Annotated in this window: 17 protein-coding genes and 1 pseudogene; 11 read left to right on the forward strand and 7 right to left on the reverse strand. The window is 68.7% G+C overall.

Annotation, left to right across the window (positions count from 1 at the left end; all coding sequences use genetic code 11):
- Window positions 1-41: 41 nt before the first annotated feature.
- Window positions 42-1091 carry a Gfo/Idh/MocA family oxidoreductase gene (locus AC069I_RS06650; protein ID WP_478223982.1) on the forward strand — a complete coding sequence of 350 codons (1050 nt, stop codon included), beginning with the start codon at window positions 42-44 and terminating at the stop codon, window positions 1089-1091.
- Here AC069I_RS06650 and AC069I_RS06655 read toward each other — a convergent pair whose 3' ends face one another.
- The 3 genes from AC069I_RS06655 to AC069I_RS06665 form a co-directional block, all read right to left on the reverse strand.
- A complete protein-coding gene (locus AC069I_RS06655; protein ID WP_478264967.1) occupies window positions 1092-3605 on the reverse strand; it encodes a transglycosylase domain-containing protein in 2514 nt (837 codons plus the stop codon).
- 160 nt (window positions 3606-3765) lie between these two features.
- Window positions 3766-6141: a transglycosylase domain-containing protein gene (locus AC069I_RS06660; RefSeq protein WP_478224448.1), complete on the reverse strand. Its 2376-nt coding sequence runs from the start codon at window positions 6139-6141 to the stop codon at window positions 3766-3768.
- Between the two features lie 505 nt (window positions 6142-6646).
- Complete coding sequence (locus AC069I_RS06665; RefSeq protein ID WP_125679417.1) at window positions 6647-7060, reverse strand: DUF5318 domain-containing protein; 414 nt, start codon at window positions 7058-7060, stop codon at window positions 6647-6649.
- 248 nt (window positions 7061-7308) lie between these two features.
- Here AC069I_RS06665 and AC069I_RS06670 point away from each other — a divergent pair, with 248 nt between their 5' ends.
- Window positions 7309-7854, forward strand: coding sequence for a PadR family transcriptional regulator (locus tag AC069I_RS06670; protein WP_005168208.1), 546 nt, complete (start codon window positions 7309-7311; stop codon window positions 7852-7854).
- A gap of 62 nt (window positions 7855-7916) precedes the next feature.
- Entirely contained in the window at window positions 7917-8999 is a 1083-nt protein-coding gene (locus AC069I_RS06675) for an inositol-3-phosphate synthase (protein ID WP_191255714.1), read from the forward strand.
- Between the two features lie 338 nt (window positions 9000-9337).
- On the opposite strand, the gene AC069I_RS06680 is transcribed toward AC069I_RS06675, so the two are convergent.
- Window positions 9338-9973, reverse strand: a complete 636-nt coding sequence (locus tag AC069I_RS06680) for an HAD family hydrolase (RefSeq protein ID WP_478223984.1) — start codon at window positions 9971-9973, stop codon at window positions 9338-9340.
- An 82-nt stretch (window positions 9974-10055) separates the two neighbouring features.
- On the opposite strand from AC069I_RS06680, the pseudogene AC069I_RS06685 reads away from it, so the two are divergent.
- The 8 genes and pseudogenes from AC069I_RS06685 (at window position 10056) to AC069I_RS06720 (ending at window position 21011) form a co-directional block, all read left to right on the forward strand.
- Window positions 10056-10417: pseudogene (locus AC069I_RS06685) on the forward strand (MarR family winged helix-turn-helix transcriptional regulator).
- Window positions 10407-11663, forward strand: coding sequence for an MFS transporter (locus AC069I_RS06690; protein WP_478264968.1), 1257 nt, complete (start codon window positions 10407-10409; stop codon window positions 11661-11663). The pseudogene AC069I_RS06685 and the gene AC069I_RS06690 overlap by 11 nt, the downstream one beginning before the upstream one ends.
- A gap of 98 nt (window positions 11664-11761) precedes the next feature.
- Window positions 11762-13804 carry a PhoX family protein gene (locus tag AC069I_RS06695; RefSeq protein ID WP_478264969.1) on the forward strand — a complete coding sequence of 681 codons (2043 nt, stop codon included), beginning with the start codon at window positions 11762-11764 and terminating at the stop codon, window positions 13802-13804.
- A gap of 179 nt (window positions 13805-13983) precedes the next feature.
- Complete coding sequence (locus AC069I_RS06700; RefSeq protein ID WP_478223987.1) at window positions 13984-16095, forward strand: PhoX family protein; 2112 nt, start codon at window positions 13984-13986, stop codon at window positions 16093-16095.
- 112 nt (window positions 16096-16207) lie between these two features.
- Window positions 16208-17827: a DUF7850 domain-containing protein gene (locus AC069I_RS06705; RefSeq protein ID WP_478223988.1), complete on the forward strand. Its 1620-nt coding sequence runs from the start codon at window positions 16208-16210 to the stop codon at window positions 17825-17827.
- Window positions 17828-17859: 32 nt separating this feature from the next.
- The gene (locus AC069I_RS06710) at window positions 17860-18477 is read left to right on the forward strand and encodes a class I SAM-dependent DNA methyltransferase (RefSeq protein WP_478223989.1); all 618 of its coding nucleotides are present in this window, start codon (window positions 17860-17862) and stop codon (window positions 18475-18477) included.
- 53 nt (window positions 18478-18530) lie between these two features.
- A complete protein-coding gene (locus tag AC069I_RS06715; RefSeq protein ID WP_478264970.1) occupies window positions 18531-20258 on the forward strand; it encodes an arabinofuranosyltransferase AftB family protein in 1728 nt (575 codons plus the stop codon).
- 66 nt (window positions 20259-20324) lie between these two features.
- Complete coding sequence (locus tag AC069I_RS06720; protein WP_478223991.1) at window positions 20325-21011, forward strand: SDR family oxidoreductase; 687 nt, start codon at window positions 20325-20327, stop codon at window positions 21009-21011.
- Between the two features lie 292 nt (window positions 21012-21303).
- Here AC069I_RS06720 and AC069I_RS06725 read toward each other — a convergent pair whose 3' ends face one another.
- From AC069I_RS06725 to AC069I_RS06735, 3 genes are all read right to left on the reverse strand, one after another.
- Window positions 21304-22611 carry an amidohydrolase family protein gene (locus AC069I_RS06725; RefSeq protein ID WP_478264971.1) on the reverse strand — a complete coding sequence of 436 codons (1308 nt, stop codon included), beginning with the start codon at window positions 22609-22611 and terminating at the stop codon, window positions 21304-21306.
- A gap of 184 nt (window positions 22612-22795) precedes the next feature.
- Entirely contained in the window at window positions 22796-23446 is a 651-nt protein-coding gene (locus AC069I_RS06730; protein WP_034314268.1) for a response regulator, read from the reverse strand.
- On the reverse strand, window positions 23443-25218 hold the full coding sequence (locus tag AC069I_RS06735; protein ID WP_478223993.1) for a sensor histidine kinase: 1776 nt from the start codon (window positions 25216-25218) through the stop codon (window positions 23443-23445). Before AC069I_RS06735 ends, AC069I_RS06730 begins: the two co-directional genes overlap by 4 nt.
- Window positions 25219-25357 lie beyond the last annotated feature (139 nt).

Here is a 25357-nt window from a genome sequence, read left to right on the forward strand (position 1 = left end):
CATGGCTGGCTAATTACGCAACACTGTTGTTTAATGGGGTCATGGCTGACTTGCGAGTGGGGATCTTCGGATACGGCACCGGCGGACGCGTCTTCCACGCGCCGCTGGTCGACGCGACACCGGGGCTGACCCCGGCCGCCGTCGTCACCTCGAATCCGGACCGGGCCGGACAGGCGAGCGCCGACTATCCGGCCGCCGACGTGCTGCCGGACGCGGACGCGTTGTTCGCGAAGGCCGGCGAGCTGGACTTGGTCGTCGTCAGCACGCCGAACCGAACGCACGTTCCTCTCGCGCTTCGGGCGATCGAGGCGGGCTTGCCCGTCGTCGTCGACAAGCCCTTCGCGCCGACAGCGGCCGAAGCGGCGAAGGTCGTCGAAGCGGCGAAGGCCAAGGGAGTCGGACTCACGGTGTTCCAGAACCGCCGTTTCGACTCGGATTTCCTCACCGTCCGGAAAGTCCTCGAGACCGGCAGGCTCGGCGACGTCTTCCGCTTCGAATCACGCTATGACCGCTGGGTGCCGAAGCCGCGGGACAACTGGCGCGAGTTCGGCGACCCCGCCGAGGCGGGCGGCCTCCTCTACGACCTCGGCGCGCACATCGTCGACCAGGCGCTGCAGCTGTTCGGCCCGGTCGCCGAGGTCTACGCGGAGGTCGACAGGCGCCGCGCCGGGGTGTCCGTCGACGACGACGCCTTCGTCGCCCTCCGGCACACCAACGGGGTGCGTTCGCACTTGTGGGCGTCCGCGCTCGCGGGCACCCGGAACCCGCGATTCCGCGTGCTCGGCGACAAGGCGACCTTCACGAAGTACGGCCTCGACGTCCAGGAGCCGCAGATCAAGGACGGATTGCGGCCCGGCGACCCCGGCTGGGCGGTCGAGCCGCCGTCGGACGCGGGCGTGCTCGGCGTGAACGACGACGTCGAAACGGTGCCCACCGAGGTCGGCCGGTACGAGGACTTCTACGCGCAGGTGCGCGACGCGCTGCTCGGCAAGGGCGACTTTCCGGTCGATCCCGCCTCCGCCGTCGAGGCGCTCCGGGTCATCGAAGCCGCTCACCTCGCGGGTGCCGAACGGCGCGTCGTCACCCTCTAGCTATTCGGTATCGCCTCTGCCGCCCCGGCCGGGACTCCCGTTGCTGCCCTCTTCGTTGTTCTGGCTGGAGGTCGGCGGGTTCTTCGAGCTGGACGTCTCTTCGTCATCCTCGTTCCGCGAAGACGAAGACCCGGTCGACGGGCCCGTCGACGGCGTGCCGGTCTCGGTCGAGCCTTCGTCCTCGCCCGGCGGGGTCTGCGTCGACGGGACGGTGTTGCTGTCGTCCCCGCCGATGATCTTGACCTTCTCGAAGCGCTCCCCCGGCTTCCCGTTCAGGTACAGGGAAAGGAACTTCTGCCAGATCGGGCCGGCGATCGTCGAACCGAAGATCGACTTGCCGTTCTTGCCCTTCAGCGCCTTGTCGCCGTCGCCGCCGACCCACACCGCGGCCGAGATCGACGGCGTGTAGCCGACCATCCAGGTCTGCGAGTTGGCGTCCTTCGCCGACGCGGGTTCGCCAGGACGGTAGGTGTGCTGCTGGGTTCCGGTCTTGCCCGCGCACTCGTGGTTGTTGGGACACTTGAGCTTCGAGAACGGGATGACACCCTTGAGCGACTCGGTGACGTTCCCGGCGATCTGCTTGCTCTTGGCGGCGTCGTCGGCGAACGCCGGTTTCGCCTCTTCGGGAGCGGAGTACGCGGCTTCGTCCTGCGAGTTGGTCACCTTGACGACGAAGTGCTTGTCCCGCCGCTGGCCTTCGGCCGCGAAGGTCGCGTACGCGGCGGCCATGTCCTCCGGGCTGATGACCGTCTTGCCACCGCCGAGCGCGATGTTGTTGTCGGCGAACAGCTCGGAGGCGCCCTCGGGGGCGGGTTTGACCCCGGCGTCCTTGGCTGCCTGTGCCACCGGCCCCGGCTTGGTCACGTTCACGACCATGTCGTAGAACACCGTGTTGGCCGACCGCTGCATCGCCTCGGCCACCGTGCACTGCTGCGAACAGGTGCTGCCGGGGCCGGCGTTCCGGATCGTCTGCTTCCCGAACTGCCGGTTGTTGGATCCGTCGAACGTCGAGTTGATGCCGCCCTTGCCGAGCTGCATGTACGCGGTGAGGTCGAACGGCTTCATGGAGGACCCGGGGTTCTGCGGCGTGTTCGCCCAGTCACGGCCCTTGAGGTCCTGGCCGTTGGGTCCCTTCACGATGGACGGCCCGCCGTAGTACGCCTTCACGCCGCCGGTCTTCGGGTCGATGGCGACGAGCGCGTTGAGCAGGTTCTCGTCGGTCTGGCCCTTCATTCCGTCGGCGATCGCCTTCTCGGCGGCGGCTTGCGCCTTCGGGTCGATGGTCGTGTAGATCTTGTAGCCGCCCGTGTAGTAGACGTCGTCGGTGATGCCGTTCGCGGCGAGCTCTTCCTTGACCTTGTCACGGATGAAGCTGTTGACGACACCCGCCTGCTCCTTGTCCTCCTGCGGTACCGGAGTCGGGAACTGCATGTTCGCCCGCTCCGCGGCGGGGAGGAAACCGTTCTGCACCATCCGGTTCAGCGCGACGTTCCAGCGTTCGTTCGCGACCTTCGGGTTCTCCGAGCGGCCCGGCTGCTGGATGAGGCCCGCGAGCAGCGCCGCCTCGGACGCGTTGAGCTCACCGGCGGGCTTGGCGAAGAACGCCTGCGCGGCCGACTCGATCCCGTACGCGCCACGTCCGAAGTAGATGATGTTCAGGTACGCCGAGATGATGTCCTTCTTCTCGTACGTCTGGTTCATCTTGAAGGACTTGGCGAGCTCGGTCCACTTACGGGTGAGGGTCGACTCGTCGTCCCCGCTGGCGACCTTGATGTACTGCTGGGAGATGGTCGAACCACCGCCCTTGCCCGCGGTCACCTGGTTGTAGACCGCGCGCAGGATGCCGCCGATGTCGAAACCGGAGTTGGTCTCGAAGGAGGCGTCCTCGGTGGCGATGACGGCCTTCTTGACGATGTCCGGGATCTGCTCCGGCGTCAGGATCTGCCGGTTGCCGCCCTTGGGGACGTCCTTGCCCATCTCGGTGTTGTCGGCGTAGTAGTACGTCACCGCCTGGCCCTGTGTGGCCGCGACGGACTGCGGCGACGGCACGTCGACGGCGAAATAGGTGATCACGAACGCGATCGCCGGGATGACGACGAAGAGGCAGAACAACGCGAGCAGAACCCGCCGGATCCGTCTCCACCTGCGCTTCTTGCGCTGCGCGGGGGTGAGGATCGGCTTCCCGTTCTCGTCGGTCTCCGGGCGGTACGGCTCATCGTCGTACGGCTCGTCGTAGCCGCGGTCGGTGGTGCCGTTGTGCTCGTGGTGCGTGATGAGGTCCGGCTCGTGCTGCGGCGCGACCGGTGGCCGCTGCGGACGCCGCGGTGGCGGCTGCTGAGGCGTGCCCTGCCGTTGCCACGGTGCCTGCCCCGGGCCCTGCGATCCGGGACCCGGCCGCTGCCCGTACCCGGGGGGCGGGCCGGCGGGGCGGCGGGGCGGTCCGGCCGGGCGTTGCGGACGACGTGCGGGGTCAGGGTCCTGACCTGGCCATCCGCCGTGGGGATCGTCGTTCACTGGGACGTCCTCCGAACCTTTCGTGGTGAGCGCGGTCCTGCGGTCGCAGGTCTCCTTCCAGTTAAGACGTATCGGAGCGGTTCAGGTTCATCGCCGCCAAGAAAAAAGGTGTGCCGGGCACTCGCCCGGCACACCTTTCAGCACCTGTTCAGCCCGATCGTCACGGATCTTCGGCGTTCGGGAACAACGGATCCGAAGTCCCCGGGCCCGGCCTCGTCCAGCTCGGCTTCGTCGGCTTGGTGGGTTTCGTCGGCGTCGTCTCGGTCGGCTCGGTGGGCGTCGTCGGTGTCGGGGTGGTCGTCGGCGTCTCGGGTGTCGTCGTCGTCGGCGGCGGTTTCTGCGCCGTCGTCGTCGGCACGTAGCGCGCGTCCTTGCCGATCGGCTTGACGCTGTCGAACTTCTCCGACGGCTTGCCGGTCATGTACCGGGCCATGAAGTCTTCCCAGATCGGACCGGCGATGGTCCGGCCGTAGACCGCCTTGCCGTTCTTGTCGTGCAGCGGCTTGTTGCCGTCGCCGCCGACCCACACCGACGTCGAGATGCTCGGCGTGTAGCCCACCATCCAGGTCTGCGCGTTGCGGTCGCGGTAGCTCGCCGGGTCGCTGTCCTTGAAGTCGTACTGCTGCGTTCCGGTCTTGCCCGCGCACTCGTGACCCTTCGGGCACTTGAGCTTCGAGTACGGGATGACCTCTTCGAGCGCGTCCGTGACGTTGCCCGCGATCTGCTTGCTCTTGTCGGCGTCGTCACTGAACGCGGGCGTGCCCTTGGGCGTCGTCTCGTCGAACTCGACCTCGTCCTGCGAGTTGGTCAGCTTGGCGACGAAGTGCTGCTTCTGCCGGACGCCTTCACCGGCGAACGTGGCGAAACCGGCCGCCATGTCCTCCGCGGTGGTGACCGTGCCACCACCGCCGAGCGCGATGTTGATGTCGGGGCTCAGCTTCGCCTTGCCGCCTTCGGCCTCCACCATCACGCCGGCTTCCTTCGCGGCCTTCGCCACCGGGTCGATCTTCGTCTCGTTGCGGACCATGTCGTAGAACACGGTGTTCGCGGAGACCTTCATCGCCTCGGCGACCGTGCACTGAGGACCGCAGCTGGCGCTCTCGCCCGCGTTCCGGACCGTGCGGCCGTCGAACTTCCGGTTGTTGGTGCCGTCGAAGGTTTCGCCGAGGCCCTTGCCCATCTTGAGGAACGCGGCGAGGTCGAAGGCCTTGAACGCCGAACCGGGGTTGTGCGGGACGTTCGCCCAGTCGATGGCCTGGACGTCCTGGCCTTTGTCGTTCTTCGTCCAGTCCGGGCCGCCCCAGTAGGCGACCACGCCGCCGGTCTTGGGGTCTATCGCGACCAGCGCGTTCAGGATGTTCTCGTCCGTCTGGCCCTTCATCCCCTCGGCGACGGACTCCTCGGCCATCTTCTGCGCCTTGGGGTCGATCGTCGTGGTGATCTTGAAGCCGCCCTGGTGCAGCCGGTCCTGGTCGTAGCCGCGGGCTTCGAGTTCGTCGATCACCCGGTTGCGGATGTGCAGGCTCATCGTCCCGGCGTTGTCGGCCTTCGCCTGCGCCTTCGGGATGGGCTTCGGGAACTCGGCGGTGGCGCGCTGACCGGGGTCGAGCCACTTGTTCGCCACCAGCTGGTCCATCACGAAGTTCCAGCGACGCTGCGCGTACGGCTCGTTCTCCGACCGGCTGGGCCCCTGGATCAGGCCGGCGAGCAGGGCCGCCTCGGACGCGCTGAGCTCCTTGGCCGGCTTCTTGAAGTAGGCCTGCGCGGCCGCTTCGATGCCGTTCGCGCCGCGGCCGAAGTAGATGGTGTTGAGGTAGGCGGTGATGATCTCCTCTTTGGACATCTGGTTGTTCATCTTGAAGGATTTGGCCAGCTCGGTCCATTTACGGGTGAGCGTCGGCGCCTCGTTGGCCGTGGCCTTCTTGATGTACTGCTGGGAGATCGTCGAACCGCCGCCCTGGCCGCCGGTGACGTTGTTGTAGACCGCGCGCAGGATGCCGCCGACGTCGAAACCGGAGTTGGTCTCGAACGACGAGTCCTCGGCCGCGTACACGGCCTTCTTGACCACGTCCGGGACTTCCCCGGGCTTCAGCAGGTACCGGCTTCCGCCGCTGGCGGGCGCGATCTTGCCCATCGGGCTGCCGTCGGCGTACATCAGCGTGATCGGCTGGCTCTGCAGGCTCGCGACGCTTTCCTGCGACGGGACGTCCACCAGGAAGTAGGTGATGACGAACGCGATCGCGGGCACCACGACGAACAGGCCGAACATCGCGTAGAGGACCCGGCGGACGATGCGCCAGCGCCGCTTCTTGCGCTGCTTCGGCGTGAGGACCTTCTTCTTGTCGTCCTGCTCGTCTTCGGCGGACTCGTCGTACGCGTCTTCGCCCTCGGCGCCGAACGCGGCGCTCGGGTGACGATCGTCATAGCGGTCGTCGTACGGGTCGTAGCCGTACGGGTCTTCGGTGCCGTTGTGCGCGTGGTGGGTGATGAGTTCCGGCTCGCGCTCGTACGGTTCCGGCTCGACCGGCCGGACCATCGCGGTGGCCTGATCGGCCGGGGCGGGAGGACGGCGGTCGCCGGGCGGAGGCGGCGGCGGGCGGTGCCCGGCGGCGCCGTTGCGGGCACGCTGGTCACCGGCGGCACGGCCACCGGGCGGCGGGGGTCCCTGCCTGCGCGGGGGCATGCCGTTGGGACGGCGCGGGGCCGCGGGACGGCGCGGTTCGCGGGGTTCATCACCGGAGGGCCACTCGGGGCCGCCGGCGTCGCCGCCCGGCCACTGCGGGTTGGCGGCGCGGGGGTGGGGAGGACGCGGGTTCGCCGAGCGGGGGATGCCGTTCGGGGGAGTCCGGCGCTGGGGGCGGCGCGGCGGTTCTTCGCTCGGCCAGCCGGGATCGTCGGTTTCGCCCGGCCATTGGGCACGGCGAGGTGCATCAGGCTCCTGGCCAGGCCAGGAGCGATTGCGGTCGTCGTTCACGAATGGGCCTCCCAGACCGGCGCTTCGGGGGACGCCGCTCTGTGGTCAACTGCGTTTTCGATACCTGTCACTGACCCGCTGTCCTCTGCGACCGGGTCCGTGGCCGGGTGGTTCCCGGATCTCCTGTTCCGAGGACGTAGGACCGCACCAGGTGGTTCCAGTGACAGCTCCCGCAGACCTCGACCTCGTAGACGGTGAACTCCGCGAAGTGCCCGTCCATCCGTACCAGTTCGTCCGGCGTCTTGGCCGATCCGGCGGCGTGCTTGAGCTCGTCGCCGTACACCCACGACACCAGGGTCAGTTCCTCCCGATGGCAGACCGGGCAGTCTTGATCACCTGGTCGGCCGTGGAATTTCGCGGCACGGAGGAGGTACGGGCCCGCGTCGCAGACGTCGTATGTGCCGACCCGTCCGGAGTGGACGCCCTTGAGCAGCGCGCGCCGCTGTAAGGCGTAGTCCACGACCTGCCGCTGGTTTCGCACGCCAACAGAGTACGGGCTCTTGCTGTGTGGTCCACGCCCCGTTGTCGGCGGGACGGTCCGTATGCGGTCGGACACGCCGAAGATTCGATAACTGTCCGATGAATTTCGGTGGGTTTTCCGGGTACTCGTTCGGGGTTAGCTACACCACTTCGATGTATCGGCGCGATATAGTGGGCCGGTAGGTTGACCGAGCCGGTCACGGTGGCCAACGCGACCGGTCGCGGTTTGTTCCCGGAAGGGGGTGCGGTGTGCTCGAGCTCGCGATCTTGGGGCTGCTGCACGAGACCCCCATGCACGGTTACGTGCTGCGCAAACGTTTGCACGAGACGCTCGGGATGTTCCGGACGTTCTCGTACGGCTCGCTGTACCCGACCCTGCGTCGGCTGCTTCGCGCCGGTTACCTCGTCGAGGAGCTCGAAGAGGTGGAAGATCGGGCGTGGGCACGCCGGGGCAAGCGTGTGTACAAGCTCACCGCCGAGGGCAAGGAACGGTTCGCCGAACTGCTCGGCGACGCAGGGCCGCAGACGTGGGACGACGAAGGCTTCGGCGTCCACCTGGCGTTCTTTTCGAGGACACCGGCCGACGTCAGGATGCGAATCCTGGAAGGCCGCCGTCGTCGGGTCGAGGAACGCCGTGAAGGACTTCGGACGGCAATGGCGCGGGCCGAGGAGAAGATCGACCGCTACACCCGTGAGCTGCACCGGCTCGGGCTGGAGTCCAGTGAGCGGGAGGTGCGCTGGCTCAACGAGCTGATCGCGCACGAACAGGCCGAGCAGCGCGGACCGGAGACCTGAGGCGCTCTCCGAGCGCGCTGCGCATTACCTACAACTGTTGGACTAATGAAGGAGAAACCGGCATGGGCGAGAACCGCCGCGTTCGGGTGGCCATCGTGGGCGTCGGCAACTGTGCGGCCTCGCTGGTCCAGGGCGTTCAGTACTACCGTGACGCAGATCCCAGCACTCGCGTGCCCGGTTTGATGCACGTCGTGTTCGGCGAGTACCACGTCCGCGACATCGAGTTCGTCGCCGCGTTCGACGTGGACGCCAAGAAGGTCAGCCGTGACCTGTCCGAGGCGATCTTCGCCTCGGAGAACAACACGATCAAGATCGCCGACGTGCCGCCGCTGGGTGTCACCGTGCAGCGCGGGCACACCTACGACGGACTCGGCCGCTTCTACCGCGAGACCATCGAGGAGTCCGACGAGACCCCGGTCGACGTCGTCGCCGCGCTGCGCGAGGCCGAGGTCGACGTGCTCGTCTCGTACCTGCCGGTGGGCTCCGAAGAAGCCGACAAGTTCTACGCGCAGGCCTGCATCGACGCCGGTGTGGCGTTCGTCAACGCGCTGCCGGTGTTCATCGCCTCCGACCCCGAGTGGGCGGAGAAGTTCCGCGCGGCCGGTGTCCCGATCGTCGGTGACGACATCAAGTCCCAGGTCGGCGCCACCATCACGCACCGCGTGCTGGCGAAGCTGTTCGAAGACCGCGGCGTCCAGCTCGACCGGACGATGCAGCTCAACGTGGGCGGGAACATGGACTTCCTGAACATGAAGGAGCTGGAGCGGCTCGAGTCGAAGAAGATCTCGAAGACCCAGTCGGTCACCTCGCAGGTCGACCGCGAGCTCGGCAAGGGCAACGTCCACATCGGGCCGTCCGACTACGTGCAGTGGCTCGACGACCGCAAGTGGGCCTACGTCCGGCTCGAAGGCCGTGCCTTCGGCGACGTACCGCTGAACCTGGAGTACAAGCTCGAGGTGTGGGACTCGCCGAACTCGGCGGGCATCATCATCGACGCCGTGCGCGCCGCGAAGATCGCGAAGGATCGTGGCATCGGCGGCCCGATCCTCTCGGCTTCCTCGTACTTCATGAAGTCGCCGCCGGAGCAGTACGACGACGCCACCGCGCGCGACGAGGTCGAGAAGTTCATCGCCGGCGAGGCGTGACCCTCCCCTGACGTGGGCTGAAAGCTCCCTTCACCGCATGTGACGCGGTGAAGGGAGCCTTCGACCGTATCCCGGGTGTGCGAGCTGGGCACTTCGTGACTGCTGATGCCTGTGGGACGTACGTGGCGATTGCCGAGTCCGTGAAGGCCTCCTTGCCAACCCTCAGGGTAGGCAAGGAGGCCTTCACGGACACCGCAGCCGGAAACCCACGTAGGTGCCTAAGACACGGTCGGCTCTAACCCCTCGTCAGCACTCACGATCCGCCCTCAATCCGCGCGAATCACTTGAACCGGGCACGGTCCTCTCGGTGAGAGTCCCTTGGACGATCACGCGGTTGTTCAGCCCTCCTGCAGCGCCGCCGGCAGGTCGGTGATCTTGCCGACCACCGTGGTCTGCTCCAGTACCGCCGGATCCGGCGGGAAGTGCGGATTCGGCACCGCGTACACCGTCATCCCCGCGGCCAGCGCCGCGCGCAGCCCGTTGGTCGTGTCTTCCACGGCCGCGCAGTTCTTCGGCTCCGCGCCCAGCAGCTCGGCCGCCTTCAAGTACACATCGGGCGCCGGCTTCCCGGCGCCGACCTGCTCCGACGAAACCGCCGTCGGCACCGGCAGCCGCGTGATGTCGAGGAACGCCTTGATCAGCAGCGGCGGCGACGAGCTCGCGATCGCCACCGGCCAGTGCTTCGCGACCTCGCGCACGACCTCCGGCGCGCCAGGGATGATCGGCGGCTTCTCCGCGTACCGCCGCGCCATCCGGTCGATCACCACCTGCGCGACGTCGCCGGGCCGGAGCTGGACGCCGAGGTCGTGCGCCAGGTAAGCCGCCCATTCCGGGGTGCTCATCCCCTGCATGGCCCTGGTCGATTCCTCCCGCCAGGTGCCGTGGAACTCGTGGACGACCGCCCGGCGGACCTCGTCCCACATCTTTTCCGAATCCACCAGGACACCGTCGAGATCGAAGATCACCGCTTCCACGCCCTCAACCCTAGGCGCTGTCCGGCAAGTCTGTGCGGCAGATTACTTAGCAATGCTCAGTAATTTTAGTTAGCATGGCTAAGTGACCGCGAAAGTCGCCGACCTCGCCCATCGGCTCCGCCCGCTGGTCTTCCGGCTGTACTACCTCGTCCGCCGGGAGACCCCGCAGGTGCGGCTCACCCTCACGTCGTCCGCCGTCTCGAACGGCTGGGCCTGGTCAGCCGCCGTCCCGATCCCGCCGACGGCCGGGCGGTGCTCGTCGAGGTCACCGAGGTGGGACAGCGCTTCCATCGGCGATTGATCGTCGCGAGGGAGGAGTTCCTCCGCGAACGGCTCCTCGAACTCGACGAGACCGACCGCGCCGCGATCGAAGCCGCGCTCCCCGCCCTCACCAGGTTGCTGCACGAAGACAAGAAGGAGGAACTGATCCGCGATGAGCGCTGAGCACCACTCGAGCCTGTTGGACGCCGTCAACGGGGGGCGGGCCCGGAGGGCAGGGGGGTGGGAAAAACACGGGCAGCCCAAACAGGTATGGATCACCGCGTTCGCCGCGGTCATCGCGTTCATGGGCATCGGGCTCGTCGACCCGATCCTGCTGTCGATCGCGGAGGGCCTGAAGGCGACGCCGTCCGAAGTGACGCTGCTGTTCTCCAGCTACCTCGGCGTCCAGGCGGTCGCGATGCTGGTGACCGGCGCGATGAGTGCCCGGTTCGGGGCCAAGCGGACCGTGGTCGTCGGGCTGACGCTGGTCGTCGTCGCCACCGCGTTGTGCGCCGCGTCCGGCTCGATCGAGCAGCTCATCGGGCTGCGCGCGGTCTGGGGTCTCGGCAACGCCTTCTTCATCGCGACCGCGCTTTCGGTCATCGTCGGCGCCGCGACCGGCGGCCAGGCGGGCGCGATCCTGCTGTACGAAGCCGCGCTCGGCGTCGGTCTCGCGGTCGGCCCGCTGCTGGGCGCCCTGCTCGGCAGCATCTCGTGGCGCGGCCCGTTCCTCGGCACCTCGCTGCTGATGCTGTGCGGTCTCGTGCTGTGCTCGATCTTCCTGACCGGTGACGCGAAGGAAAAGCGGCCCAAGATCCGCCTGCTCGACCCGTTCCGCGCGCTCAAGCACGGTGGCCTGCTGCGTACGTCGATCGGTTCCGCGCTCTACACCGCCGCGTTCTTCGTGGTGCTGGCCTGGTCGCCGTTCGTGCTGGAGTGGAGCGCCGTCGCCGTCGGCCTGATCTTCTGCGGCTGGGGTCTTTCGGTCGCCGTCGCGGGCGTGGTGCTGGCGCCGAAACTCGCCGCGAGGCTCGGTGAGCGGCACGCGACCGTGGTCGCCGTCTTCGGTTACGCCGTGTTGCTGCTGGTCATGGCGATCCCGAGCAAGCCGGTGCTGGTCGTCGGCATCATCCTGTCCGGTCTGGTGTCCGGCCTGCTCAACACGCTGTTCACCGGGACGGCGATGTCGATCAGCGGCGCCCCGCGTCCGGTCGCGAGCGCCGGGTACAACTTCTGCCGCTGGCTCGGCGGCGCGGTCGCCGCGACCGTCGTAGGTCACCTGGCCGAGTGGTTCGGCGCCAAGCAGGCGCCGTTCGTGATCGCCGCGATCCTGTGCGTGCTGGCCGGCGCCCTGCTGACGATCCGCGAGAAGTCCGCCGACCCGCACACGATTCCGGCCGGGGCGGTCCTCGTGGGCGAAGAGATGTGAATCGGAACAAAGGGTGAACACCGGACCAACGAGGGGTTTCCTCTCGTCGGTCCGGTGCCTTAGCGTCGACCTCCCGAACTGCCTGACCGGAGGTCCGCGTGAAGTTCCTTCCGTTGCTGGCCGGCCACTCACCAAGCCGGGCGTCAGTGACCTGTACCTACCGCTGTGGCGACGCGTGCTTCCACGACGCGCCGAACACGTCGGACAACCCCACCTTCGCCGACGTGCTCGGCGCGGTGAGCCGCCGCGGCGCGTTGAAGGCGACCGCAGTCGTCGCGCTGGCCGCCGGGACGCCGCTCGCGCTCGCCGCGCCCGCCTCCGCGGCACCGGCGGGCCGTCCGAAACCACCGCCCGGCACCGACTACCAGCGGGTCCAGCCGAACACTCTCGACGCCGTCGTGGTGCCCGTGGGCTACGAACAGGGCATCGTGATCCGCTGGGGTGACGCGGTGCTGCCCGGCGCGCCGGAGTTCGACTTCGACCATCAGACCGCCGAGGCGCAGGCGAAGCAGTTCGGCTACAACTGCGACTTCGCCGCGCTGCTGCCGCTCGACCACTGGGGCCTCTCCTCGCTCCTGGTCACGAACCACGAGTACACCTCGGAAGAGTTCATGTTCCGCGGTTACGACCGGGACAACCCGACCGAGGAACAGGTCAAGATCGCCTGGGCGGCCCACGGGTTGACCGTCGTCCAGGTGACGCGCGGCCGCGACACCGGGCACCTGCGGCCGAAGATGTCCCGCTACAACCGGCGGATCACGCTGCACACGCCGTTCAAGGTGACGGGTCCGGCGGCCGGCAGCGACCTGCTCAAGACCGCCGCGGACCCCACCGGCACGGTCGTGCTGGGCACGATGAACAACTGCGCGGGCGGCGTCACGCCGTGGGGCACGATCCTGTCCGGCGAGGAGAACATCAACCAGTACTTCGGCAACGCGGACACGGTGGCCGATCCGGTGAAGCGCAAGCGCTACGCGCGGTACGGCATCAAGGGCACCGCGACCACCCGCAAGTGGGAACGGTTCGACGCGCGCTGGGACATCGCCAGGGAACCGAACGAGGCCCACCGCTTCGGCTGGGTGATCGAGCTGGACCCGAACGATCCGGACAGTACCCCGGTCAAGCACACGCATCTGGGCCGGTTCAAGCACGAGACGGCGAACATCCGCGTCGCCAAGGACGGCCGCGTGGTCGCCTACTCCGGTGACGACGAGCGCTTCGAGTACATCTACAAATTCATCTCGAAGGGCCGCATGAAGCCGGGCGACAGCGCGCATGCCCGGCGGCACAACATGACCCTCCTCGACGACGGCACGCTCTACGTCGGCCGGTTCACCGGCGACAGCCCGCCCGCCGAGATCGACGGCACCGGGAAACTGCCGAGCGACGGTGAATTCGACGGCGGCGGCGAGTGGATCCCGTTGGCGTCGGGAAACAAGTCCTTTGTGGACGGAATGACCGCCGAAGAGGTGTACGTCTTCACCCGCGAGGCGGCCGACAAGGTGGGCGCCACCAAGATGGACCGCCCGGAGGACATCCAGGCCCATCCGTACACCGGCCGGATCTACTGCGCGCTCAGCAACAACGTAGAGCGCGGCAACCCCGGCAAGGAAGGCGCCACCGAGCCCAACCCGCGGCTGAACAACAAGCACGGCCAGGTGCTGGAGCTCGAAGAGCGTCGCGGGGACGCGCTCGCGCTGACCTTCAGCTGGCGGTTGTTCCTGGTGTGCGGTGATCCGGCCTCACCGGACACCTACTTCGCGGGCTTCCCCAAGGACCAGGTCTCGCCGATCTCCAGCCCTGACAACGTGGCCTTCGACCGGCACGGCAACCTCTGGATCTCCACCGACTCGGCGGGCGCCCTCGGCATCAACGACGGCCTCTACTCGGTGCCGCTGGAAGGCCGCAACCGCGGCGAGCTGAAGCTGTTCCTCACCGTGCCCCGCGGCGCGGAGACCTGCGGCCCGATCGTCGAGCGGAAGATCGTCACGGTCTGTGTCCAGCATCCGGGTGAAGTGGACGGCGCGAACGCCGACAAACCGGCCTCCCATTGGCCGGACGGCGGCGAAAGCCAGCCCCGTCCCTCGGTGGTGGCGGTGTGGAAACCGGGCAGGCACGGCCTGGCCGACATCGGTTCTTAGTCGAAAAGCAACGATCTAGCAGTACTTTTGGTCGATGGCGCGCCGCCGGGTCCGGCAGCGCGCCATCGCTCGTTCGCGCGCTGTTCATCTTCTGGCCAGAGCCGGATCGTTTTGGTCGCTTAACGTCACGGCGTTCCCCCGACTGGACTACGTGTACCCACCGCGACCATGGAGGCCCTGTGTCCTTCGAGCCTCAGCGGCTGCTGCCGTTGATCACCTCCCACCCCGGTGGCCGCTCCGCGGTCACCTGCGAGTACCGCTGCGGCAACGCGTGCGCCCACCCCGAGCCGAACACGTCGGACAACGAATACTTCGGCGACGTCGTCAAGAACATGCTGTCCCGTCGTGGCGCGCTGAAGGCCGGCGCCGTGATGGCCGCGGCCGCCGGTGGTTTCGCCGCGCTGTCCGGCACGGCCGCCGCCGAGACCCCGGCTGACGTATCCAGTGCTGCCGCCGCGGGCCACGGCAAGCCGGGCCGCCCCGGACGTCCGGTGCCGGGCACCGACTTCGAAGCGGTGCCGCCGAACACGCTCGACGCGGTCACCATCCCCGAGGGTTACGAGCAGCGCGTCGTCATCCGCTGGGGCGACGCCGTCGAGTGGGGCGCGCCGAAGTTCGACTTCCACAAGCAGACCGCGGCCGCGCAGGCGAAGCAGTTCGGCTACAACTGCGACTTCGTCGGCCTGATCCCGCAGGACCCGCTGGGTATCCGCAACCTCATGGTGGTGAACCACGAGTACACCACCGAGGTCCACATGTTCCCGGTCGACCAGTACGACCCGAAGAACCCGACCGAGGAGCAGGTCAAGATCGCGTGGGCGGCGCACGGCCTTTCGGTCGTCCAGGCCTTCCGCGACCCGATCGGTGGCGCCCTGCGTGTGACGCCGAGTCCGTTCAACCGCCGCATCACGCTGAACACCTCGTTCGAGGTGCGCGGCCCGGCCGCCGGTTCGAAGTACCTCAAGACGTCCGCGGACCCGACCGGCCGCAAGGTCTTCGGCACGCAGAACAACTGCGCCGGCGGCGTGACCCCGTGGGGCACCGTGCTTTCCGGCGAGGAGAACGTCAACCAGTACTTCGCCAACGCGGCCAAGGTCACCGACCCCGTCGCGGCCGCACGCCTGAAGCGGTACGGCTTCTCCGGCACCGAAAGCACCCGCAAGTGGGAGCGGTTCGACAAGCGCTGGGACCTCGCGCAGGAGCCCAACGAGGCCAACCGGTTCGGCTGGGTCGTCGAAATCGACCCGAACGACCCGAACTCGACGCCGATCAAGCACACCGCGCTCGGCCGGTTCAAGCACGAGGCCGCGAACGTCAAGATCACCAAGGACGGCCGGGTCGCCGTCTACTCCGGTGACGACGAGCGGTTCGAGTACATCTACAAGTTCGTCTCCAAGGGCAAGTACAAGCCGGGCAAGAGCGCGCACGCGCGTCGCCACAACTCGGCGCTGCTCGACGACGGCACCCTCTACGTCGCCCGCTTCACCGGCGACAGCCCGGCTTCCGAGATCGACGGTACCGGGAAACTTCCCTCGGACGGCGAATTCGACGGCGTCGGCGAATGGATCCCGCTGGCCTCCGGCAACAAGTCCTTTGTGGATGGTTTCACCGCCGAAGAGGTCTACGTCTTCACCCGCGAGGCGGCGGACAAGGTCCAGCCGACCAAGATGGACCGGCCCGAGGACATCGAGCCGAACCCGGTCAACGGCCGGATCTACGCCGCGCTGACCAACAACAGCCAGCGCGGCCCCGCGGGCAAGGCGAACGTCGACGAGGCGAACCCGCGGCCGAACAACCGCAACGGGCACATCCTCGAGTGGGAAGAGAACGGCGGCGACGCCGCGTCGACGAAGTTCTCCTGGCGGCTGCTGCTCGTCTGCGGTGACCCGAAGACGGCGGACACCTACTTCGGCGGCTTCCCGAAGGACCAGGTCAGCCCGATCTCCTGCCCGGACAACGTCGCGTTCGACCGGCACGGCAACCTGTGGATCTCCACCGACGGCAACGCGCTCGGCTCGAACGACGGCTTGTTCTCGGTGCCGGTCACCGGGCCTCAGCGCGGTCAGGTCAAGCAGTTCCTCACCGTGCCGAACGGCGGTGAGGCCTGTGGTCCGGTCGTGACCGATCATCTGGTGCTCGTCGCGGTCCAGCACCCCGGTGAGGACGCGCCGAACTCCGGCAGCCCGGTGTCGCACTGGCCGGACGGCGGCACGTCGCAGCCGCGGCCGTCGATCGTGTCGGTGTGGAAGAAGGGTCGCTGGGGCCAGGTCGGCCGTATCGGCGTCAAGTAGTGGCCTCCGGCGCCCCGATCACTCTCGGCGAGACTTGTTCTGCCTGATCGGGGCGCCGGACGACACCGTTCGGTGATTACGGAACTCTGCCGCGCTCATTAGCTTCAGCCCTGTGAAAAGGGCACTGGTGTTCATGACGGCAGGCGCACTCGTGGCGGGCATCCTTCCCCCGTCCGCACAGGCCGCGACCGTCCCGTCCGGTTGCACCGGCGGCGCCGCGCCGAACCCGAGCCTCGAGCAGGGCAGCCCGCCCGCCGGCTACACGTTCAACCCCGCCGCCCCGGTACCTCCCGGCACGCCGAGGAGCAAGCAACCCCGGCTGTCGACGGCCAGCGGCTACCAGCCCGACGGCGGCAAATACGCCCTGATCTCGACGCCGGACAAGATGGTCAGCACCGCCTACGCGGCGATGAAGTTCGTGCCCGGCGCCGTCTACACGCTGACCGACTGGACCGGCACGAACGACGGCAACCTCCGGCGCGCGGACGCCGTCCAGGAGACCGGACTGCGGTTCTACGACGGGTCCGGCAAGGTCGTCCTGGAGAACAAGCTCAAGGTCGTGCACGCCGTCGAGGCCGACGGCAAACTGGCCCGGCAGGATTTCCCGCCGTCGATCGCCCCGCCGTCGGCCGGTTCGGTGAAGTTCTTCGCCGCCACCGACCGCAACTGGGTCATGTGGGACTGCGTCCACCTGCGGGTCGACTCGTTCTCGGCGAAGGCGGAGGTGCGGGACCCGGCGAGCGGCGCCTGGGGCGCCACGGCCACCCTCGAGGCGGGCACCACCGCGAACTACCGCTTCACGGTCACCAACGACGGCACCACGACGCTGACCGGCATCAAGGTCGAAGACCCGTACTGCGACGTGAACCCCACCCCGATCGCGACCCTCGAAGCCGGCAAGTCCGCGACCGTCGCCTGCGACCACAAGAACATCACCGAAGCGGACAACGGCCACGTCAGCACCGTGACCGTCTCCAGCGGAACCTTGCCGAAGAAGACCGCGACCACGACCATCAAGGTCACCCCGCCGCCCGCGATCGACGAGATCGGCGAATTCGCCTGGGACGACGTCGACCGGAACGGCCTGCAGGACCCCGGGGAGCCGGGCGTTCAGGGCGTGAAGGTGACTTTGAAGGACGCGTCGGGCACGGCGCTGGGGACGCTCACCACCGGCGCCGACGGCAAGTACCGCTTCACCAAGCTGAAAGACGGCATCTACCAGGTCTGCTTCGACATCGCCGGGCTTCCCTTCACGTACACGGCGAAGGACGCGGGCGACGACGCGAAGGATTCGGACGCCGACCCGGCGACCGGTTGCACCGCGACCACCACCGTCGGCCCTCGCAAACGGATCGACCTGACGCTCGCCGCGGGTCTCGTCGCGCCGCTGAGCAGGCTGGGCGACTTCGTGTGGCTGGACAAGGACAAGGACGGCCTCCAGCGCCGCGACGAGCTCGGCGTCCCGGATGTGAAGGTGACGTTGAAGGACGCTTCCGGCAAGGAGACGGCCTCGACCGTGACCGGGCCGGACGGGCGGTACGCCTTCGAACGGGTGCTTCCGGGCTCGTACCAGGTGTGCTTCGACGTCGGCTCGCGCCGGCTGACCCGGTCCGGAGTCGCGCACCACGACGGCACCGACTCGGCGGCGGACCCCGCGACCGGCTGCACGCCGGTGGCCTCGCCGAACGCGCCGGAGGACCTGACCAGGGACGCCGGGCTGATCGAGCCGTGAATTGTCGGTGGGTGCCGCTAACGTCGCCCACCGTGACCTCCCACCTCGACGCCACCCGCGCGTCCTACGACACCGTCGCCGAGGACTACGCGGCGCGGATCGGACCGCTCTTCGACCAGGAGCCGATCAGCCGCGCGATGCTCGTCGCGTTCGCCGAGCAGGTGCGCGGCCCGGTCGCCGACGTCGGCTGCGGTCCTGGCCACGTCACCGCTCACCTGGCGGCGCTCGGCCTCGACGTCACCGGTGTCGACTTGTCGCCGAAAATGGTCGAGATAGCCCGTCGTCATTACCCTGAACAGCGGTTTTCGGTCGGCTCGATGACCGCCCTGGACTTCCCGGACGGCGAGCTGGGCGGTCTCGTCGCCTGGTGGTCGATCTTCCACCTGCCGCCGGAGGAGCTCCCGGCGGTGTTCGCGGAGTTCCGTCGCACCCTCGTGCCTGGTGGGCGAGTACTGCTCGGGTTCCATGTCGGAGACGAGCGGCTGAGCCCGGAGACGGCGTACGGCCACCCGGTCACCTACGACGCCTACCTGCTGGATCCCGGCCGGATCGCGGATCTGCTGGCGCAGGCGGGCTTCGAGGTCACCGCGCGGCTGGCCATGGAAGGGAGGAAGTGGCCACAGTCCTGCCTGTCCGGCCGTGCGGTTTGACTCGCGGGCCGCGGACCTGATCTCCTGCGCACGCAACCGAGGCGGGCGGGGCCATGACGCAGACGAACACGACGACGGGTGAGAACACGCCCGGCTGGCCTTCGCGCGCCTGGTACCTGAGGCCGTCGACCTGGACTTGGTTCGGGTTCGGCCTGGTCCTGATGGTCTACGCCGACCTGGCCTGGCGCCGTCGCTGGATGAGCGACGACGGGCTGATCGTGCTGCGGACGGTCCGGCAGATCCTCGCGGGCAACGGTCCGGTGTTCAACGTCGGCGAGCGGGTCGAGACCAACACGAGTCCTTTGTGGACGGCTGTTCTGAGCGTCCTCGGGCTGCTCCCTGGGGTGCCGCTGGAGTGGGTCTCCGTGGTCACCGGGCTGGTCTTCTCGGTCGCTGGGTTGTTCTTCGGCCTGGACGGCGCCCGGCGGCTCTATCAGCCGCTGGCGTTCCACGGACTCGCCCCCGCCGGGGCGCTGGTGGTCTGCGCGCTGCCGCCGTTCCGCGACTTCGCGACGTCCGGGCTCGAGACCGGGCTGATCACCTTGTGGCTGGGCGGTACCTGGTGGCTGCTTGTCCGCCGTACGTCCACAATGGACGATCTGCGTACCTGGCCGGTCGCGCTGGTCGCCGGGCTGGGGCCGTTGGTGCGGCCCGATCTCGCCCTCTTCAGCGCTGTCACCTTGGTGGCGTTGCTCGTCCTCGCGCGGCCGGGACGTCGCCACGCGATGGGCCTGATGGCCGTGGCGGCCGCGCTCCCGTTGGCGTATCAGGTGTTCCGGATGGGCTACTACGGTCTGCTGACGCCGAACACCGCGCTGGTCAAGGAGGCGTCGGAAGCGAACTGGGCCCGTGGATGGGCCTACCTTGCCGATCTCGTCCAGCCGTACTGGCTGTGGCTCCCGCTGCTGCTGCTCGCGGCCGCGGTCGTCACGGTTTCGTCCACTATGGACAGAACCTTCGTGGTGCTCACCGCGGTTCCGGTGGCCGGAGCGGTGTTGCTCGCGGTGTACGTGATCCGGGTCGGCGGGGATTTCATGCACGGGCGCATGCTGCTCCCGGCGCTGTTCTGCCTGCTCCTGCCGGTGCTGGCCGTGCCGGTGACGAGGGTGACCGTGGCGCTTCTGGTCGCCGTCGGGATCTGGGCGTTCGTGGCCGCCGCATCGCTTCGCCCGGCGTATTCGGCTTCTCCGCGCGCTGTGGGCGTCACGGACGAGCGAGCGTTCTGGTCGCGGTCGACCGGGCACGAGCATCCGATCCTGGCGGAGGACTACGCCGGCCACCCGCTGATGCCGTCGGCGCTGGCGGCCGTCCGGGGTGTGGAAGGTCCGGCGGTGCTGATCCAGGACTACACGACCAGACGCTGGTACGCGTACCCGACGGACCGGCCGTACGTGACCGTCGCGGCGGACAGCATGGGCGCGCTCGGCCTGCTGATCCCGCTCGACATGCGGCTGCGCGACGGTTACGGCCTCGCCAACCCGTTCGCCGCGCATTCGACATCGCTCCCCGGCGGCCGTCCCGGCCACCAGAAATGGCTGCCCCCGGTGTGGGAGCTGGCGAATTCGGCGCGGCTCCCGATCGCCGAAGGCGGTCCGGTCCGCGCCGCGGACGTCGCCGCCGCCCGAGCGGCGCTCGACTGCCAGGCTCTCGTGGCGATCGACGCGTCGGTCCGGGATCCGCTGACGGCCGGCCGCTTCGCGGACAACCTCGCCGGTTCGTTCACCCGCGGCTCCATCCGGTTCCCGAGGGTGGCGACGCCGCCTGTCGTCTGCGCCCCCTGATCACGCGAGTTCGCAGTCTGGACACGCGTTTACCGGTCCAGATCCGAACCTACTAGCGTGGCCGGCATGGCTGATCTCCCCTTGGCTCTCGTCACCGGCGCCACCCGCGGTATCGGTGCCGCGGCCGCCCGCGCGCTCGCCCCGACCCACCGGTTGCTGCTCGGCGGCCGCGACGCCGGCGCGCTCGGCGAACTGGCGGGCACACTGCCCGAGGCGAAGCCGTGGCCGATCGACCTGACCGACACGGAGACACTGGAGACGGCGACCGCCGAAATCGGCGCGCTGGACGTGCTGGTGCACTCGGCGGGCGTGGCGCGGCTCGGCACGGTCGAGACCGCGACCGACGCCGACTGGCGAGCGAACTTCGAGGTCAACGTCCTCGGCGTCGTCACGCTGACCAGGCTGTTGCTGCCCGCGCTGCGTGCTTCGAAGGGGCACGTCGTCGTGATCAACTCGGGCGCCGGGCAGAACGCGCGGCCGGGCTGGGGTCCGTACGCCGCGAGCAAGTTCGCCGTCCGGGCCTTCGCCGACTCCCTGCGCGAGGAGGAGTCCGCGCTTCGGGTGACGTCGATCTACCCCGGTCGCACCGACACCGAAATGCAGCAGGCGATCGTCGCCGACGAGGGCCGCGCGTACGAGCCGGAACGCTTTCTGCGCCCCGAATCCGTCGCTGCCGCCGTCCTCGCCGCGGTCTCCGCCACCGGTGACGCGCACCCGACCGAGGTGACCCTCCGGCCGCGCGGCCTGGTCTAGCCTCGCTTAGCAGCGCGCGGGTTCCCAATGTCGCATTTGAGATTCTCAGCGCCTCAAATGCGACATTGGGAACCCTGGTCCCGGCGCCGCCAGCGTGCCTTGCGCCCAATGTGGCACCGGGGCCGCTCAGCGTCCCCATGCCGCATTGGGCGCTCGGGCCAGTTGTCCACAGCCCCTCACCGTTGTGGACAACTCCGCCCTGACCAGCACTTTCCCGGGTCCCGCCCCGCCCACCCCCGATAGACTGGCCTCGGGGCCGCCCCCTGGGACGGGTGGGGGTTGCGTAGGTGAGTTAAGAGCGCAGGCGTGCGGCGGTGTGGGCGACTTCGGCCTGCACCTTGCCGCGGTCCACCCGCAGTGGTTCGCCGTCGCCGACGATCTGCTCGCCCGCCACCCACACGTCGCGAACGCGGCGCGAGCCCGCGGCCCACACCAGGTTCGCGAACAGTTGCGCGTCGGGCACGTCGATACCGGTCGCGAAGGCCGGGTCGTCGAGGTCGACGTGCACCATGTCCGCCCACCGGCCGGCTTCCAGCGCGCCGATGTCGGTCCGGCCCAGCGCGTCCGCGCCGCCGCGGGTGCCGAGCAGGAACGCGTCGGCCGCGGTCAGCACGGTCGAGTCACCGGTCGCGAGCCGCGCGAACATCGCCGAGAGCTGCACTTCCTCCCACAGGTCGATGTCGTCGTTCGACGCCGGGCCGTCGGTGCCGAGCCCGATGGCGACGCCCGCCTTCCGCAGCTCCGTCACCCGGGCGATGCCCGAGGCGAGCTTCGCGTTCGATCCGGGACAGTGCGCCATCCCGACGCCGCGCGCGGCGAACAGCGCGATGTCCTCGTCGGACAGGTGGATCGCGTGCGCGGCCAGCGTCCGGCCCCGCAGCATCCCGACCTTTTCCAGCAGCGCGGGCACCGAACCGTGCGCTTCACGCTGCTTGACGTCTTCGAGCGCCGCCTCGGCCACGTGGATCTGCACCAGCGCGCCACGCTCGGCCGCCGATTCCGCGGTCGCCCGCAGCGCTTCCTCGTTCAGCATGTACGCCGAGTGCGGCCCGTAGCCGACCTCGATCCGGTCACCGGGCCCGAACCGGAGACCGTCGGTGTCGATCCAGCGTTCGATGCTCTTCAGCATCGCGCGCCAGTCCATCCCCGGCAGTTCCATGATCGGCGGGGCCAGCACCACCCGGCCACCGGTGGCGAGCACCGCGTCGGCGAGCTGCTCGCCTTCGAAGTACATCTCCGCGCTGGTCGTGACGCCGTGCCGCAGCATCTCGATCGAGCCCAGCATCATGCCGGTGCGGATGTCGGCGGGCTCCAGCTTCGCTTCGGTGGGCCAGATGATCTCGGTCAGCCACGGCAGCAGCGGCAGGTCGCCGCCCATGCCGCGCAGCAGCGTCATCGGGCTGTGCGCGTGCGCGTTGACCAGCCCGGGCAGGAGGATGCCGCTCAACCGGGTCACGGGAGCGGACGTTTCGGGGGCCCCGGACAGGGGACCGACATGGGTGACGCGGCCCGTCTCGTCCACGTCGACCACGGCGTCACGCAGCAACGAGCAAGCGGGGTCGGCGGGGAGAACGACAGGAGCGTGGAAACGGCGTTGCATATATGGAGCTTACGGACCGTACTCTTTATCGCGCCGACCGCTATCTCGTCGCCAGGGCGTGGCTGGTCATCAATGTCACGGACTTCTTGTCGGCGCCCTGCCGCCGAGATAGCGGGGGCCTTCAGCCAAAAGGGCGCGACTCCAAGAGATCAAAAGACCTCGGTCGCCTGCACCCACACTCAGCTCAGTCCACGACGCCGCTCCGCCACGCCCAGGCCGCGATCTCCACCCGGTTCCGTGCGCCGACCTTGCCCTGCACGGACGCCAGATGCGTCTTCACGGTGGACAGCGACAGGAACAGCTCGGCCCCGATCTCGGTGTTCGTCAGCCCCTTCGCGGCCGCCTTCACCACGTCCAGCTCCCGCGCGGTCAGCGGCTCCGAAGGCGGGGTGACGTCGCGTTTCACCGCCCCGCCGTCGAAATGCTTCAGCAGCCGGACGGTGATCTGCGGCGACACCAGCGCGTCCCCGCGCGCCGCCGCTCGCACGGCTTCGATCAGCAGCGCGGGCCCGGCGTCCTTCAGCAGGAACCCGCTCGCACCGTTCCGCAGCGCGGTGTGCACGTACTCGTCGAGGTCGAACGTCGTGACCACCACGACCTTCAGCGGATCGGCGACGTCCGGGCCCGCCAGCTGCTTGGTGACCTCGAGACCGTCGATCCCCGGCATGCGGATGTCCAGCAGACAGACGTCCGGCCGCAGTTCGCGCGCCTTCGCGACCGCCGAGACGCCGTCCGGCACGTCGGCGACCACCTCGATGTCGTCCTGCGCGTCCAGGATCATCCGGAAGCCGATCCGCACCATGTCCTGGTCGTCGGCGATCAGTACCCGGATCACTCTTCTCCTTCAAGTGGTAGCCACGCTTCGACGCGCCATCCGCCGCCCGGCGCCCGTCCGGCGGTGAGCCGGCCGTGCAGCAGGGCGACCCGTTCGCGCATGCCGATCAGACCGTAGCCGCCCGACCCGCCCGCCGGACGGCCCTGTGGCTCGCGTCCGTCGTCGGTCACCTGGAGGTGCAGTTCGTTCTCACTCACCTCCGCGATGACCAGCGCCTCCTTCGCGCCGGACGCGTGCTTGCCGATATTCGTCAGCGACTCCTGCACCAGCCGCAACGCCGACCGCCCGACCTCGTGCGGCACGTTCGGCGGCAGTTCGAGCTTCATCGACGTCTTCACGCCGTGGTTCGACCGTTCGATCAGCGTCCGCAGATCGGCGGCGAGATCGGTGGTTGCCTGTTCGCTGAACTCGCTGCTCCCGGCCGGGGCGTCACCGCGCATACTCCGCACAAGCCGGCGCATCGCCGCGAGCGCCTCCACCCCGGCGTCCTCGATCCGGCCCATCGCCTCGACCGCGACCTGCGGATTCTTCTCGCCCATCATCTTCGCCGCCTGCGCCTGCACGACGATCCCGGTGACGTGGTGGGCGACCACGTCGTGCAGTTCCCGCGCCAGCGCCATCCGCTCCGACGTCTGCGCGTCGCTGATCGCCGACTGGATGACCTGCGTGCGTTCCGAATCCCGTGACCGCAACGCCAGGCCGATCGCCACCGAGATGCCGAGCAGCAGCAGCGCGGCGACGACGAGGCCGGCGATGTCGTCCGGGTCGGTCATCAGCCGGGGCGTGGGCCGTTTGGTGTTGAGGATGGAGGCCACGGCGACCACCATCGACAGCCCGGCGATCCGCGACGCGGCCTTGCTCAGCCCGACCGCGCGGACCAGCGTGACGACCAGGCCCATCCCCGCCACGACCTGCGTGCCCGGCACGCCGCCGGGGGTCGGGTAGTCGTAGCGGAGTCGGAGGAACGGCGTCACCAGCGCCGAAAGCAGCATGACCGCGGTGAGCGCGACCATCGCGTCGGCGGGCCGCCGCGGCGCGGCGATCGCGATGATCGCCGCGACGATCGAGCAGACGAGGATGGGGAAGCCGTGCGCCCCGCTCTCGTAGGTGAAGCCGAACTCCAGGATCAGCGCGACGCCCAGCAGGCCGATGAGCGGCCATTGGCCCATCACCAGCTTGTTGAGCTTCTGCAGCTTCTCGTAGTTTTTCGGATGCGCCGTCCGGTCGCGTCCGGGGATCGCGAAGAGCAGTGTGCCGCCCAGCAGGAGACCGCCGAACAGCATCGCCTGCGCCATGGTGCCGTTCGACTCGCTGCCGTAGTAGTACCGGCCGGACACCGCGGTCAGCGTGGCCAGCACCAGACCGGAGATCACGGCGAAGGCGACACCCGGCCGCGTCCGGCGCGCGGCGTAGAACAGGACCTCGACCCCCGCGACCACCTCTGTGATGGACAGATGGGCGAGCACGCTCGAGTAGGTCGGGATGTTGAAATACCGGACGACCAGCGTGTACGCCACCAGCACGACCGAGGCCGCGACGGCGGCGACGGCGGCCCGCTTCTGCGCCCAGAGCGCGCAGAACACCATCGCGAAGATGCCGGGCAAGAGCAGGAGATCGATTCCGCGCGGGCCCGTGTCGTCGAAGGCGGCGTCGGTCACGAAGACCAGGTCGAACGCGAGCGCGGCCAGCAGGACGACGGCGGGCATGCCGATACGTCGCGCGAGCGCACTCACCCGCGCGGGGAACTTGTTCTGGGCCGGACCTGCTGTCACACCGTGACGGTAGAGGATCGGCCGCCGTCCGCACCTTGGCCGACCGGCCCGAGCCGGGTCGGCCGATCGGCCGATACGCGGGTGATCAGCACTGGCCGTCTGCCCGAAGTGGACACCGGCGGTTCACCGCGAAGCTCTT

Source organism: Amycolatopsis sp. NPDC043885 (genome assembly GCF_056435685.1).

Bases quoted from the DNA above. Each gene is read 5' to 3' on its own strand.
- AC069I_RS06650 (WP_478223982.1), top strand. From the start codon at position 42: ATGGCTGACTTGCGAGTGGGGATCTTCGGATACGGCACCGGCGGACGC.
- AC069I_RS06660 (WP_478224448.1), bottom strand. From the start codon at position 6,141: ATGGTCCGGCCGGTCGAGCCGGAACCGTACGAGCGCGAGCCGGAACTC.
- AC069I_RS06675 (WP_191255714.1), top strand. From the start codon at position 7,917: ATGGGCGAGAACCGCCGCGTTCGGGTGGCCATCGTGGGCGTCGGCAAC.
- AC069I_RS06690 (WP_478264968.1), top strand. From the start codon at position 10,407: ATGAGCGCTGAGCACCACTCGAGCCTGTTGGACGCCGTCAACGGGGGG.
- AC069I_RS06715 (WP_478264970.1), top strand. From the start codon at position 18,531: ATGACGCAGACGAACACGACGACGGGTGAGAACACGCCCGGCTGGCCT.
- AC069I_RS06720 (WP_478223991.1), top strand. From the start codon at position 20,325: ATGGCTGATCTCCCCTTGGCTCTCGTCACCGGCGCCACCCGCGGTATC.
- AC069I_RS06725 (WP_478264971.1), bottom strand. From the start codon at position 22,611: ATGCAACGCCGTTTCCACGCTCCTGTCGTTCTCCCCGCCGACCCCGCT.